Here is a 12,772-nt window from a genome sequence, read left to right on the forward strand (position 1 = left end):
AGACTGATTTCAAAGATAATTTGGATAGAATATCTCATAATGCCATGGAAGATGCTTGTACAGGAGCTAATCCTGCAAAAATAACTGAAGAAGAGATGAAAAAATTATTCCAGTATATATATGAAGGTAAAAAAGTTGATTTCTGATTTTGATTGTTTTTATATTTTTATATTTTGAAAAATTATAAAAATAAATAAATTAATCTCTTGTGCTATTAAAAATTAAAGAAGGTTAAGATATTATGTTGAAGTTTTTTATCTATGAATTGTATTATAATAATTAACTAGTACAAGAGATTAATTTGCTTCCTTTGGCAAAAGGTGAGAAATCTGGAGCTTTTGGTTTAACAGAGCATAATGTAATAAATAGTTATTTGGAAGTTGTCATGCTTGACATGCCTTATGAGAGATCATGAATTTAGTGATCTTTTTGCTAATTTATAGATTGTGCAATTATATGATATAACTATAAAGGATTATTATAGACTAAACAAATACAAACAAGAGGGGAGTTGAAACCGCCAGAATCAGAGTTGTATCCGGTATATTTGGATTACATTTGATTGGTGGAATAACATGTATAAAATAGTACGAAAAGAAGAATTGGCACCCAATATATTTTTAATAGATATAGAAGCACCAAGAGTTGCAAAATCCTGTCTGCCTGGGCAATTTATTATAGTAAAAATAGATGAAAAAGGTGAAAGAATACCTTTAACTATATGTGACTATGATTCTGAAAAAGGTACAGTTACAATAGTATTTCAGACATTGGGGGATTCAACTAAAAAGATGGCTGAATACGAAGTAGGCCAGTATTTTGAAGATTTTGTTGGGCCATTGGGACAACATTCTGATTTTGTAAATGAAAGTATGGAGGAACTCAAAAAGAAGAACATAATATTTGTAGCAGGAGGAGTTGGCACTGCCCCGGTTTATCCCCAGGTAAAATGGCTTCATAGCCACGGAATAGATGCAGATGTCATAGTGGGGTGTAAATCTAAAAACTATCTACTTTTTGAAGAAGAGCTGAAACCGATTTGCGATAACCTTTATATAGCTACTGATGATGGAAGTTATGGGTACAAAGGATTTGTTACAGATCTTCTGAAAGAGCTTATTGATAAGAAGACTAAGGACTACAATTATGTAGTCGCTATAGGACCAATGATAATGATGAAGTTTATAGCACAGCTTACTAAAAAATACGCGATTAAAACTATAGTGAGTTTGAATCCTATAATGGTAGATGGTACTGGAATGTGTGGAGCCTGCAGGGTTACTGTAGGAGGAAAAGTAAAATTTGCCTGTGTGGATGGACCCGAATTTGACGGCCATCTTGTAAATTTTGATGAAGCTATGAGAAGGCAGGCTATGTATAAGACTGAAGAGGGAAAAAAGATATTGAAGAAAGAAGAGGGAGATACATTCGACAGAAAGGGCTGTGAACGTAGAGCAGAGGAAAAACTTAATAGGATGAAGAGAGTCCCAATAAGGGAACAGGATCCTAAAGTGAGAGCCACTAATTTTGATGAGGTATGTCTTGGCTACACTGAGGAAGAAGCTGTAAAAGAAGCGTCCAGATGCCTAAACTGTAAAAAACCTATGTGTGTAACTCAATGTCCTGTTTCCATAAGCATACCTAAGTTTATAGAACAGGTTAAGAATAAAAATTTTGAAAAGGCTGCTAGGATAATAGCTGAATCCAGTGCACTTCCGGCGGTCTGTGGAAGAGTATGCCCCCAGGAAACTCAGTGTGAAGAGAAATGTGTACTTGGGAAAAAGGGAGATGCTGTAGCCATAGGGAAATTGGAAAGGTTTGTAGCAGACTGGTCCAGAGAGAACAACATTGATTTATCTGAAACTTTACCTAAAAACGGTAAAAAAGTGGCTGTAATAGGCAGTGGTCCTTCAGGGCTTACCTGTGCAGGAGATTTAGCAAAGTTCGGGTACGATGTTACTATATTTGAAGCCTTACATAAGGCTGGAGGGGTTTTAGTATATGGAATTCCTGAGTTCAGGCTCCCGAAAGATAGGGTAGTGCAGCATGAAGTGGAGAATGTAAAGAAATTAGGTGTTAAAGTAGAGACGGATACAATAGTGGGCAGGACTATCACTATTGATGATCTCATAGAAAAGGAAGGTTTCCGGGCAGTATTTATAGGTTCAGGAGCAGGACTTCCGAGGTTTATGGGAATACCTGGAGAAAATTTGAATGGGGTGTTCTCGGCCAATGAGTTTTTGACAAGAAGTAATCTTATGCAGGCATTTAAAAAGGACTATGATACACCTATAAAGGTTGGTAAAAAAGTTGCTGTAGTGGGTGGAGGAAATGTAGCCATGGATTCTGCAAGAACAGCACTTAGACTTGGGTCAGAAGTATATATAGTATACAGAAGATCTAGTTCAGAATTACCGGCAAGGGCAGAAGAAGTACATCATGCTGAGGAAGAGGGAATAAAATTTAATCTCTTGACTAATCCTGTAGAAATATTGGGAGATAAAAGGGGATGGGTTAAAGGAATGAAATGTGTAAAGATGAAATTAGGTGAACCAGATGAATCCGGCAGAAGAAGGCCTATCAAAATGGAGGGTTCAGAATTTGATTTGGATGTAGATACAGTGATTATGGCACTGGGAACTTCACCTAATCCACTTATAGCTTCTACAACAAAGGGACTTGAAATGAATAAACGCGGGTGCCTGGTGGTGCAGGAAGATACAGGTCTTACCACCAGAGAGGGTATATATGCTGGTGGAGATGCAGTGACTGGAGCAGCAACGGTAATACTTGCCATGGGGGCGGGTAAAAAGGCAGCAAAGGCTATAGATGAATACTTGAAGTAATAATTCAAAAAAACTGTACTGGAATATTCTGGTACAGTTTTTTATAATTCACAATAAATGATGATGATTTTCCATGCATCTCAAAAGGACTTTAAAGAAATATGGGCAGATTATTTCGAGCTGTATAGGGATTATGGTGAAATAAAAAATTTACGTGTCAAAAGTGAATTTAACTATTTTAAAAACATCTACCATACCTCCTTTCGTTCAAGTTCCAACAAAGCTTTCTTCATATCAAGGCCGCCTGCATAGCCGACGAGATTTCCGTTTGCTCCGATTACCCGATGACACGGAACCACAATTATCAATGGATTTTTATTATTTGCCATACCCACTGCGCGGCTGGCTTTTGGATTGCCCACCGCCCCTGCGATCTCTTTGTATGTGCGGGTCTCTCCGTATGGGATCCTGCGAAGGGCGTCCCACACTTTTTTTTGAAAGTCAGTGCCATGGAGTTCGTATGGAAAGTCGAAGGTTTTACGATGTCCTTTGAGATATTCACATACCTGCTCAAAAGCTAGATCGGAAAGTGCCGAAGGTTTGTTGTCGGCGTCGATTTTTTCCACCGGTTTCAACAAAACAACTGCTGTATTCGTATATCCGATTTCTAAAATTCCAAATTCAAAATCATAAAATGCGTATTCTATCATTTTCTACATTCCTTCCTGTATGCGGCGGGAGGCAATCCCGTACCATTTTTGAAAAAACGATAAAAGGATGACAGTCGGTCAAAGCCTACAGAATAGGCAATGTTGATAATCTCGTCATTGGTATCTGAAAGCAGCCGTTTTGCTTCTTTCAAGCGAAGATTGCTCATATATTTGGACAATGTAATGCCGTACTCACCCTTAAATATTTCAGCCATGCGGCGCTGGGATATGCCCAATTGCCGCAGTTCCCGATTCAGCTTGCAGCTCTTTCGAAAAGAATCGCCCAGCCGCCGCTTTACTTTTTCTGCAATTTCTTTTATAGGTTTATAATCCAGCAGGTCACTTCTGCAGCGCTTGCAGGGGCGAAATCCCTCAGCTCTTGCTTGTTCTGCTGTATTAAAAAAGCACACATTTTCCCGTTTTGGAGTCTTGGATTTGCAAGAGGGACGGCAATAAATTCCGGTAGACTTGACTGCGTAGAAAAAAATGCCGTCATAGGATGCATTGTTTTCGGATACCGCTTTCCACATTTCTTCCAGTGTCATTTTCTTGACGCCTCCTTTTTCTTTTTTGACGCATAATCTCGCATTTCAGGAATTGCACCTCCGGCAATTGCCCAAAGATACAGGCTTGCCACCGTTCCATAGGTAGAATATCGCCTTGCGTATTTCACAAACCTTTTTCTGCCGATGCTTTTATGATGATACAGCATCCGCATTCCTCGATGAATGGCAAGGTCGCCGTCAACTGTATGGTATATATGTCCGATCCGATCAATTGTTGTGTCAAGCAATTTGTCGCGTTTTTTTAAGTATTCAATTTCCTCGCTGCCATATTCGAAATACAAAAAATCACCTCCATTTCTACAATTATAGCATAGGCACCCGGTGACTTTCTTCTCTATTTTGGAAATTCAATTTAAGGAAAAGTATAATTCAATATGTTATTTAAAAATCAGCATTCCACTCATTTTTCACCTTATTAATAAAATCGACACATTTCCGATTAAACTCCAGAGTTGTTAGATATAATCTTTGAATATCATTATTCTCATTTACTGCTCTTGTATTCATTACCAATGTATCTAATTCCATGTTTACTTTTGATAATTGATTAACTACTGAATCCCTTAAATTATCAATAACATGTTCTAAAGAAATTGTCTGTTCAAGTATCTCTTCGTGTAATTCCCTGTGTTCAAAAATATTTATGCACTGTTCAATATTATCCGCCTGTTCACAATAAATATATTTCACAAAATAACTTAATGCATATTCGTTAAAAATGTATTTTGATGGTAGAAATGTACAATACTTACTTATAATTTTATTTTTCATATCAGCTAAAGAGGTGTTCTTTGATTCAATAATATTCATATAATTCTCGATATTATCAATATATTGATTGGCTTCACTTTTTTTAAACTCCAAAGCATTATTGAGTCTTTTTCCAGCATCGCTTTCCTGGAATTTCATTAAGTAGTAAGATTGTATTTTTGCCAAAGTTTCTTCTTCAATGAATTGCCCTGGTATTACATAAATAAGTTTCTCTAATTTATTTTTTAGTTCATCTTTTAATTTACTTACTTCCTCCACAAGGTCTACTTGTTTTTTCCTATAAGCTGAACAAGCTTCATGAGGAACGCTTGGCCTAAATGTAATTTGCATCTTCATTTCTTCGTTATAATCTTCCACCATATTAGAAAGCTGTAATCTATAATAATTCTGAATTTTTTCTTGTAAAGACTTGCTGGATTCATCAATTATAAAATGATTCAAGTCGAAAGGTTCATATTTTTCTTTTCCTATGGTATTGATAAGGTCCAGAATCTCAAAGCCATATTTACCGGTCAAATTCCTAATATAGTTCATAATACTATTATTGTCATCGAATGTTTCCTGAGCATTTGATGTAACGCACCACATGCCGTTAAGATTTTCGTAGTGGCACAGCGTATACGAAAAGCTATTGTGTAAATTACAATACGTAGCTATACACAACCTTTTAAAGTCCTCACTTTTTATAAAATTTAAGGCAGTATTGTTTTTCACAAAGCAATTCTTACTTTGAAGAAACTTATTTCTGTCTCCAGCATATTTTTGTCTTTTATGCTCCAGTTTTTTTAATTCATCATTTAAAAGCATTTGTGATTCATTAATATTAATAATTATATCTCCTAATTCAAATAATTTCTTCAACAACAATAATCTATCAGCACTTATTTTCATAGTAGTATTCATAACTTTATCCCCCTAAAAATTATTACGATCACTTAAATTTTATACCTCATTTCGGTGAATATCAATATATACGATTTTTGAGTAAGCAGGGTATAATAAAATCTGAAATTGTTGAAGTGTTTTTTATTTATAAATCGTTGTATTATTGTAAGGATAAAAAAGGTGGTGATGATTATTCAAGAAGATCAATTTGAAAAATATATAAAACAGTATGAACGTTTAATCATTACCATATGCTTTTCTTTTACGAAAAATTATTTTGATGCAGAAGATATAGCACAGCAGACATTTTTAACTGCCTATGAAAAGTTAAATAAATTTGATGGCAGGAATTTTAAAGCATGGGTTACGAAAATTGCAGTTAATAAATGCAGGGACTATATTAAAAGTCCTGCCAGGAAAGTGGAGGATCTTACTTGTGAAGACTACAAATATATAGAAGATACAAAAAATTCTCCTGAGGAAAATATACTGAGTAATTACAGTGAAAGAAAAATCTATGAACTGTGCAGCAGGTTAAAAGAACCTTACAGAACCGTGGCGGTAAATTATTTTTGCAGAGACGTAAAGCTCTCGGATATGGCAAAAGATACAGGAGAGAATTTGAAGACACTTAGGACAAGATTATATAGAGCAAAAAAACTTCTCAAAATTTTATGGAAGGAGGCGGTAACTTGAGTGATGATTTGTTTAACAGTAGCGGACATATAAAAAATTCAGCTTTGAAAAGATTCAGGGATGGAAATTTAAATGATATAGAACTTGTTATTCTATCAAAACATATAGAAAGTTGTGAAGAATGTGCAGAAAAGCTGACAGACAGCTTTGAACAAGTTGATTTTTTGAAGGTACCGGGCGGATTTCAGGAAGAGATAAAAGACAAGATAAATAGAAGACATGAAAAAAATAGACAATTTTTCTTTTATTCACTGAAGGTATCAATGGCAGCTTGTATAGCGCTTGTATTTGTTTTTTCCAGTACTCTTAATTTTATGGCAAGTACCGGAGTGAGGACACTCAAAATAAAATCACCTCAATTTACAGTAGTCAATTCCATAAATATGAAACTTGGAAATTTTACTAATAAGATAATTGATATGGAGGGATTCAATAATGAAATCCAAAAAAAGTAATTTTTTAGCTGTAATTTTTTCTTTTCTACCGGGCGCAGGACATATGTATATGGGATTTATGAAAATGGGATTGTCACTTATGGCGGCATTTTTTACCGTGATATTTCTCTCCAGCTGGCTCAATATAGGACCACTTCTGTTTATTCTCCCATTAATATGGTTCTATTCATTTTTCGACTGTATAAATAAACAAAGCCTTCCAGATGAAGAATTTGAGCTTCTAGAAGATAATTATATGTTTTCTATAGACAAATTGATTAATCTGGACAGAAATTTATTTAAAAAGCAGAGATTGTTTTTTGGAATACTCCTGGTCTGCATGGGAATATATCTTATATGGGACAATGTCAGATATATTATCAAGCCATATATAGATTCGGGTGTTTATAGGATTTTAAGCAATTTTACAGGGATTGTTCCCCAGATAATTGTAGGAATGGCTATAATTGTAATTGGAGTAAAGCTCATTATGGGTAAGAAAAAAGAGGGGGATATAAATGACTAGAGTAAGGAGAGTAGGCACATTTACATCAGGCATTATGCTCATTGTATTTGGTTCCATGTTTTTGATAAACAGTTTATTTAAAATAGTAGATTACAAATTTATAATATCTTTCTGGCCTTTGATTTTGATTTCACTTGGAATAGAGATCATTGCGGCTTATATGATAAATAAAGAAGAAAAAATAAGATATGATACAGGAGCTATAGTTATTGTAATGGCACTTTGTATTTTTGCCATGGTTATGGGGGCTCTTCAGTTTGCCATTGTGAATTACCCTCAATTCAGAGGTACATTTTAGAAATATCAAAGTTTAAATATTAGATCTAAAGGATTTTTGGTCCTGCCCGAAAATCTTTATTAATTGCAAATTGTATAAGAGTTCAAGCCTTCTATGATAAATCCATAATCCAGTTTCATAGAAGGTTTTTTTTAGTGGGATTGGTTGCAGCTGATTTTGAAATGTCTAAATTTGAATATCTTACTAAGGATCAGCTTAAATTCATAGAGGTATTCTTGAAGAACAGAGGGAATATAAAAGATGTAGAAAAGGAACTTGGCATATCCTATCCTACTGTGAGATCAAAATTGGATGAGGTAATAGCTGCTTTGGGATACAATGTCTCCCAAAGTTCTAAAGTTGACAAGAAAAAAATAGTGGATATGTTGGACAGGGGAGAAATAACCGCAGATCAGGCTATAAAAATGATGAATGAATAGATATGAATGAGAGGATGAGAGATATGAATGAAGAAATATCAAAAATATTGAAGATGGTACAGGATGGAAAGATTACCGCAGACAAGGCCCAGGAGCTTATAGAGTCCTTGAAGGATAAAAATACGGAACTTGTGAAAAGTTCAGAGGAAAAACGCAGTGATGATATTATGGATAAAATGCTGAAAATAAAGGTGAATTCCCATGAGGGGGATAATGTGAATGTAAAGCTTCCGGTGAAATTCATAAAGATAATGCTTAAAACTGTTGGGAAGATTCCCATAAGCGACAGTGTAAAGGGAATGGAGAATATAGATTTGAATCTTATTTCGGAGGCAATAGACAATGGACTTTCAGGGAAAATAGTGGATGTAAAAAGTGCAGACGGGGATATAGTAGAAGTAAGTATAGAATAGGAAGTGCAGCTTATGAGAATATATATAAAAACTGGAAACAGGAAATTTACAATTCCCATACCGCTTATATTTCTGAGATTTGGGCTGTTGTTATTCAATAGGCCTTTTATAAGAAAGTACATTCCCGAGAAGGAGAGAAAATACGTGGATATAATTGACTTTGTACAGCTTTCAAAATGTGTTGGAATTTTAAAAGAGTACAGAGGGCTAAAGCTTGTTGAGGTCAAGGCAAAGGACGGGACAGAAGTTGTGATAAAATTGTAAATTGAATTGGGAGAGATGGGCATGAAGTATAAAAAAAATTTTCAATTATACATGTTGGGAAGATTTATATCCTACATGGGTACTGGAATACAGCAGATAGCACTGCCGCTTTATATTTTGGATGTGACTCATTCGGGGATAATGATGGGGCTTTTTTCAGCGGTGAATCTGGTTCCCAATATTATAGCACTGGCTTTTGCAGGAATTCTAGGTGACAGGAAAAATAGAAAGAACGTGATGATGTCATCTGACTATGTCAGAGGGATTTTTGTATTATTTCTAGGCTATTTTGCCATGAGAGGGAGTTTGAATATAGCTTTTTTGTTTACACTGCAGGTATTTATTTCAATTATGGACAGCATTTTCAATGCTTCCTCTACGGCGATTCTTCCAGAGCTTGTGGAGGAAGACAAACTTATGAAGGGAATAGCTGCCTGGGGAGGTATTGATGCGGTTTCCATGATTATAGGGCCGGCTCTTGGAGGAATTATATATGGGATTTTTGGAATAAAAATGGTATTTTATTTAAATGGAATATCTTTTATCATATCAGGCATATGCTGTACTCTCATAGCCTATGTAAATGAAGACAGGAACCTTGAAACATTTACCTTGAAATCATTTTTTACCGAAAACAGTGAGGTACTTTATTTTATAAAGAAGAACAAAGCTCTCCTTCAATTGTTCTCATTGGCCCTGGTGACAAATTTTCTGGTGGCACCTCTCTTTGACATAGTACTTCCTTATGTTGTAAAGAGGGGAATAGGATTTACTTCACAGCAGTACGGATATCTCATTTCATTTTTCACTCTTGGAATACTCCTGGGGAATATATTAATAGGTACCTGCCTTGCCAAATTCAGTAGAAAACTTATAATGAAGAATTCTCTTGTGCTTCAGACCATAATTCTGATGATGTTTCCAGCAGCTGTATTTCCTGTTACTATAAATTACCTGGGAGAGCATAGCCTGAGGTTATTTATGCTGCTGACGTGAATAATATTTTTAGGTGGCTTTTTTAATTCTGGACTGAACACACCCTTGAATACAAATCTTCAGGAAATCGTTCCAAACGAAATGCGCTCCAGATTTTTTTCAATACTTGGGGTATTTGGACAAGGAGCTATACCGCTGGGATCCTTGATATATGGGATTCTACTTGACAGGTTTCCATATTATTATATATTGATGATAGTGATGTCCATTGTATTTGTAGTTACGATGGTGTTCATGAAAAGGGCAGTACCGGAAGTTTATGAACCGTAGAAATAGTGGAATTTTTTATTTAGCCTTGTGTATGCGATATGCTTCAGAAAATATTGACAATGAACGGAGGATACAATATAATCAAGAAAAACAGTATGGAATATTTGTGATAGAGTAGCATGGCTATATCTAAAAAAATATAGCTCAAATGACTGGAAAATTTATTTGGAAAGGGGTGTGTAATGATGGATAATAAAATAAATATGGAAGATTTTAAGAAGAATTATAAAAGTGCTAAGGGTTTTCACCATAGGGCAGAGCAGTTTTCGCGGGAAGGCTGGGATTCTGTTGTTATATTTAATGTGGCCTCAATGGCTCTTGAATCTTATCTGGTTGCTCTCTGCAATTTATATGGTGTAATGCCAATGGGTCATACTTATGGATATCTTGTAGATAGTGCAGAAACGGTTGTTGATGTTCCTTCATCTCTGGATGACGAAATAAGATCTCTTGATCCGATATTTAATGAGTATCTCTGCTCCCTTGAAAGTTATGACAGCAGTATTTTAAAATTGCTGGATTCAGATAAACTTATTTCGATATGTAATGAAGTCAGCAAATTATTCAATCAGGAAAAAATTTCATCAATATGTGGGTAAATGTGGTTCGTTTTTTGTTTGACTAGAAATTTAAATTGGAAAGTGGTGAATTAATTGCTATGCAAAATAAAAGATTTGAAACAGTATATACACAAGGAGTAATGGAAAGTTATAAAATAGTAGTTGATAAGGAAACTGGGATAAATTATTTATATGTTAGCAATGGAAGTGCCGGTGGATTGACTGTATTGTTGGATTCAGAAGGAAAGCCAGTTGCAGAAAAGCATAAATAATTTACGGTATTTATGCTTATATGCTGTAGATATAATATACAGGATCAGGTATACAGCCGTCAGGTTTTTAAAATCTTTACTGAAATTTGATACATTGGTAATCTTATGGTATTATTAACATACCCTATTGATAAAAAACAAAGTTTGGAGGATGATGTTATGGGATTATTTTCAAGATCATCGGAGAGACGGCGTTATAGAGATGCGCATAGAGGCAGCAAGTACTATAAACGAGAAGGATTTTTTTCTAAATTATTTAAGATGTTTGGATCTTTTTCCAATTCGAGAAAAAGATATAGCAGTAGGTATTCCAGAGATTCACAGGAAAATCATTATTCTGATGAGAGATGGCGCAGAAAAAGGTATAAGAGTTCATGGTCATGATTCCATTTTTTAAAAAGAAGATATACCCACCTGGAGTTTCTATAGGTGGGTATAAAATTACAAGATTTTTAGGAGAAGGACGATTTGGAATATGCTATCTGGTTGAGGCTGGAGGAAATTCATATGTTTTAAAGCAGATTAAGCCTAAAATTATGAGAAAAAGTACGGAAAAGACCATATTTGAAGAAAAAATACTTTCATATCTTGATTATCCAGCAATTCCCTATATGGTGGATACTATAAAAAATTCTGATATATATGCATATGTTATGGAGTATAAAAATGGAAAAACACTGGAAGAGATGATTTTTGGAGATATGCATATATTTACCCGTCGTGAAATTCAAAAGATAGGAGCTGACATTATAAATACAATAGCATATCTTCATGAAAGAAATATTGTGCATAGGGATATAAGAGTGCCCAATGTTATTGTTCAGGAACACAATGTTTGTCTTGTGGATTTTGGACTTGCAAGATTTGCAGATGGCAATAAATATAGATTTTCTGATGACTTTTCAGGAATTGGACACTTGCTTCTGCATTTATACTATTCTTCTTTCACAAAAAAGTTTAGAAAATCAAAACCCTGGTATGAAGAACTGGAATTGACCTCCTCTGAGCTCAAATTTCTGAAAAAATTATTGGCACTGGGTGATGAATACAAAAGTATTTTTGATATAAAAAGAGATTTTCTAAATGAAATCAATGTCAAATAACAAACTAAACAGATTTTCTGGATTCAATAGTATCTACACCGTCTGTGCCGTTGATGTCTTTGTATAAGTCTAACAAATTCATGTGATGAGCTTTTTTAGAATCATATTTCCCTAGTCTAAATGAAAATTCTACTGAAGGTCCGATTCCAATTGCCGATACCAGAGTACCAATTCCAACAGGACCTCCTAAAAGGAAGCCTATTGTCAAAACTGTAATTTCTATAGTTCCTCTTATAAGCCACACTGGCTTGTTTAATTTTCTTACAAGCCCTTCCATAAGTCCGTCCCTGGGACCAGCACCCAGTTCAACCCGTAAATAGAAATATGTAGAGATTCCCATAAGTACAATAGAAAATATGAGCATCAGTATTTTTTCGACTATATTTTCTGGTGTCCTAAATATTCCGATACTGTTGATTAAATCTACAAAAATTCCAACAAAAAACATGTTAAATATACTTCCAATTCCGGGAATTACACCTAGAAAGATTGATAAGAGTATTATACAAAAGCCCACCATTTGTGTCACCTGTCCTAAAGAAAAAATGGAATGATTTACTATACCCATATGAAAAACATCCCAGGGGCTCATTCCCAGATTTGAATAAAATGCAAGAAGTATTGATATGGAACACAGAAAAAATCCCAAGAATAAAGAGGGCATTTTAGGTAATAACTTCAGGCACATGTTTTTGTAATATCGCATAATTTATTTCACCGTCTCTTTCCATCATGTAATTTATATTAGAAGCTCAATCGAGAATTGTCAATATGTTAATCCATTTAAATTTCCTCCCATGGAA

19 protein-coding genes are annotated in these 12,772 nt (G+C 34.8%); 14 read left to right on the forward strand and 5 right to left on the reverse strand.

Annotation, left to right across the window (positions count from 1 at the left end; translation table 11 throughout):
- The first annotated feature begins 575 nt into the window (after positions 1-575).
- On the forward strand, positions 576-2,846 hold the full coding sequence (locus tag CLLU_RS10775) for a bifunctional dihydroorotate dehydrogenase B NAD binding subunit/NADPH-dependent glutamate synthase (RefSeq protein ID WP_106009793.1): 2,271 nt from the start codon (positions 576-578) through the stop codon (positions 2,844-2,846).
- 188 nt (positions 2,847-3,034) lie between these two features.
- On the opposite strand, the gene CLLU_RS10780 is transcribed toward CLLU_RS10775, so the two are convergent.
- From CLLU_RS10780 to CLLU_RS18950, 4 genes are all read right to left on the reverse strand, one after another.
- Positions 3,035-3,496, reverse strand: coding sequence for a methylated-DNA--[protein]-cysteine S-methyltransferase (locus tag CLLU_RS10780; RefSeq protein ID WP_106009794.1), 462 nt, complete (start codon positions 3,494-3,496; stop codon positions 3,035-3,037).
- Positions 3,493-4,026 (reverse strand): bifunctional transcriptional activator/DNA repair enzyme AdaA, encoded by a 534-nt coding sequence (locus CLLU_RS10785; protein ID WP_242977558.1) that lies wholly within the window; start codon positions 4,024-4,026, stop codon positions 3,493-3,495. Before CLLU_RS10785 ends, CLLU_RS10780 begins: the two co-directional genes overlap by 4 nt.
- Positions 4,027-4,037: 11 nt before the next feature.
- Positions 4,038-4,208, reverse strand: a complete 171-nt coding sequence (locus CLLU_RS19530; protein ID WP_420536212.1) for a hypothetical protein — start codon at positions 4,206-4,208, stop codon at positions 4,038-4,040.
- 235 nt (positions 4,209-4,443) lie between these two features.
- Positions 4,444-5,736 (reverse strand): hypothetical protein, encoded by a 1,293-nt coding sequence (locus CLLU_RS18950; RefSeq protein ID WP_207655988.1) that lies wholly within the window; start codon positions 5,734-5,736, stop codon positions 4,444-4,446.
- 168 nt (positions 5,737-5,904) lie between these two features.
- On the opposite strand from CLLU_RS18950, the gene CLLU_RS10800 reads away from it, so the two are divergent.
- The 13 genes from CLLU_RS10800 (at position 5,905) to CLLU_RS10855 (ending at position 11,969) form a co-directional block, all read left to right on the forward strand.
- Complete coding sequence (locus tag CLLU_RS10800) at positions 5,905-6,414, forward strand: RNA polymerase sigma factor (RefSeq protein WP_420536071.1); 510 nt, start codon at positions 5,905-5,907, stop codon at positions 6,412-6,414.
- On the forward strand, positions 6,411-6,869 hold the full coding sequence (locus CLLU_RS10805) for an anti-sigma factor (protein ID WP_242977560.1): 459 nt from the start codon (positions 6,411-6,413) through the stop codon (positions 6,867-6,869). The genes CLLU_RS10800 and CLLU_RS10805 overlap by 4 nt, the downstream gene beginning before the upstream one ends.
- The gene (locus tag CLLU_RS10810) at positions 6,850-7,374 is read left to right on the forward strand and encodes a hypothetical protein (protein ID WP_106009799.1); all 525 of its coding nucleotides are present in this window, start codon (positions 6,850-6,852) and stop codon (positions 7,372-7,374) included. Before CLLU_RS10805 ends, CLLU_RS10810 begins: the two co-directional genes overlap by 20 nt.
- Positions 7,367-7,672 carry a LiaI-LiaF-like domain-containing protein gene (locus CLLU_RS10815; RefSeq protein ID WP_106009800.1) on the forward strand — a complete coding sequence of 102 codons (306 nt, stop codon included), beginning with the start codon at positions 7,367-7,369 and terminating at the stop codon, positions 7,670-7,672. Before CLLU_RS10810 ends, CLLU_RS10815 begins: the two co-directional genes overlap by 8 nt.
- 161 nt (positions 7,673-7,833) lie before the next feature.
- Positions 7,834-8,091, forward strand: a complete 258-nt coding sequence (locus CLLU_RS10820) for a DUF2089 domain-containing protein (protein WP_106009827.1) — start codon at positions 7,834-7,836, stop codon at positions 8,089-8,091.
- 23 nt (positions 8,092-8,114) lie between these two features.
- A complete protein-coding gene (locus tag CLLU_RS10825) occupies positions 8,115-8,504 on the forward strand; it encodes an SHOCT-like domain-containing protein (RefSeq protein WP_106009801.1) in 390 nt (129 codons plus the stop codon).
- Between the two features lie 12 nt (positions 8,505-8,516).
- On the forward strand, positions 8,517-8,768 hold the full coding sequence (locus tag CLLU_RS10830; protein ID WP_106009802.1) for a hypothetical protein: 252 nt from the start codon (positions 8,517-8,519) through the stop codon (positions 8,766-8,768).
- A gap of 21 nt (positions 8,769-8,789) precedes the next feature.
- Positions 8,790-9,764 carry an MFS transporter gene (locus CLLU_RS10835; RefSeq protein ID WP_242977562.1) on the forward strand — a complete coding sequence of 325 codons (975 nt, stop codon included), beginning with the start codon at positions 8,790-8,792 and terminating at the stop codon, positions 9,762-9,764.
- Between the two features lie 3 nt (positions 9,765-9,767).
- A complete protein-coding gene (locus CLLU_RS19135; protein WP_273336346.1) occupies positions 9,768-10,034 on the forward strand; it encodes an MFS transporter in 267 nt (88 codons plus the stop codon).
- 185 nt (positions 10,035-10,219) lie between these two features.
- Entirely contained in the window at positions 10,220-10,633 is a 414-nt protein-coding gene (locus tag CLLU_RS10840) for a hypothetical protein (RefSeq protein ID WP_106009803.1), read from the forward strand.
- A gap of 59 nt (positions 10,634-10,692) precedes the next feature.
- Positions 10,693-10,866: a DUF6440 family protein gene (locus CLLU_RS10845; protein WP_106009804.1), complete on the forward strand. Its 174-nt coding sequence runs from the start codon at positions 10,693-10,695 to the stop codon at positions 10,864-10,866.
- A gap of 151 nt (positions 10,867-11,017) precedes the next feature.
- Positions 11,018-11,263 (forward strand): hypothetical protein, encoded by a 246-nt coding sequence (locus CLLU_RS10850; protein ID WP_158255916.1) that lies wholly within the window; start codon positions 11,018-11,020, stop codon positions 11,261-11,263.
- Complete coding sequence (locus CLLU_RS10855) at positions 11,247-11,969, forward strand: serine/threonine protein kinase (RefSeq protein ID WP_242977566.1); 723 nt, start codon at positions 11,247-11,249, stop codon at positions 11,967-11,969. Before CLLU_RS10850 ends, CLLU_RS10855 begins: the two co-directional genes overlap by 17 nt.
- Before the next feature lie 4 nt (positions 11,970-11,973).
- On the opposite strand, the gene CLLU_RS10860 is transcribed toward CLLU_RS10855, so the two are convergent.
- The gene (locus CLLU_RS10860; protein ID WP_106009807.1) at positions 11,974-12,675 is read right to left on the reverse strand and encodes a YczE/YyaS/YitT family protein; all 702 of its coding nucleotides are present in this window, start codon (positions 12,673-12,675) and stop codon (positions 11,974-11,976) included.
- Positions 12,676-12,772: the final 97 nt, after the last annotated feature.

It is taken from the genome of Clostridium luticellarii, from assembly GCF_002995845.1.
Taxonomy (GTDB): Bacteria; Bacillota; Clostridia; order Clostridiales; family Clostridiaceae; genus Clostridium_B; species Clostridium_B luticellarii.

Bases quoted from the DNA above. Each gene is read 5' to 3' on its own strand.
- CLLU_RS10815 (WP_106009800.1), top strand. From the start codon at position 7,367: ATGACTAGAGTAAGGAGAGTAGGCACATTTACATCAGGCATTATGCTC.
- CLLU_RS10780 (WP_106009794.1), bottom strand. From the start codon at position 3,496: ATGATAGAATACGCATTTTATGATTTTGAATTTGGAATTTTAGAAATC.
- CLLU_RS10850 (WP_158255916.1), top strand. From the start codon at position 11,018: ATGATGTTATGGGATTATTTTCAAGATCATCGGAGAGACGGCGTTATA.
- CLLU_RS10785 (WP_242977558.1), bottom strand. From the start codon at position 4,026: ATGTGGAAAGCGGTATCCGAAAACAATGCATCCTATGACGGCATTTTT.
- CLLU_RS10845 (WP_106009804.1), top strand. From the start codon at position 10,693: ATGCAAAATAAAAGATTTGAAACAGTATATACACAAGGAGTAATGGAA.
- CLLU_RS10835 (WP_242977562.1), top strand. From the start codon at position 8,790: ATGAAGTATAAAAAAAATTTTCAATTATACATGTTGGGAAGATTTATA.
- CLLU_RS19530 (WP_420536212.1), bottom strand. From the start codon at position 4,208: ATGCTGTATCATCATAAAAGCATCGGCAGAAAAAGGTTTGTGAAATAC.
- CLLU_RS10820 (WP_106009827.1), top strand. From the start codon at position 7,834: ATGTCTAAATTTGAATATCTTACTAAGGATCAGCTTAAATTCATAGAG.
- CLLU_RS10800 (WP_420536071.1), top strand. From the start codon at position 5,905: ATGATTATTCAAGAAGATCAATTTGAAAAATATATAAAACAGTATGAA.
- CLLU_RS10840 (WP_106009803.1), top strand. From the start codon at position 10,220: ATGGATAATAAAATAAATATGGAAGATTTTAAGAAGAATTATAAAAGT.
- CLLU_RS10825 (WP_106009801.1), top strand. From the start codon at position 8,115: ATGAATGAAGAAATATCAAAAATATTGAAGATGGTACAGGATGGAAAG.
- CLLU_RS10855 (WP_242977566.1), top strand. From the start codon at position 11,247: ATGATTCCATTTTTTAAAAAGAAGATATACCCACCTGGAGTTTCTATA.
- CLLU_RS10830 (WP_106009802.1), top strand. From the start codon at position 8,517: ATGAGAATATATATAAAAACTGGAAACAGGAAATTTACAATTCCCATA.
- CLLU_RS10775 (WP_106009793.1), top strand. From the start codon at position 576: ATGTATAAAATAGTACGAAAAGAAGAATTGGCACCCAATATATTTTTA.
- CLLU_RS10860 (WP_106009807.1), bottom strand. From the start codon at position 12,675: ATGCGATATTACAAAAACATGTGCCTGAAGTTATTACCTAAAATGCCC.
- CLLU_RS10810 (WP_106009799.1), top strand. From the start codon at position 6,850: ATGAAATCCAAAAAAAGTAATTTTTTAGCTGTAATTTTTTCTTTTCTA.
- CLLU_RS18950 (WP_207655988.1), bottom strand. From the start codon at position 5,736: ATGAATACTACTATGAAAATAAGTGCTGATAGATTATTGTTGTTGAAG.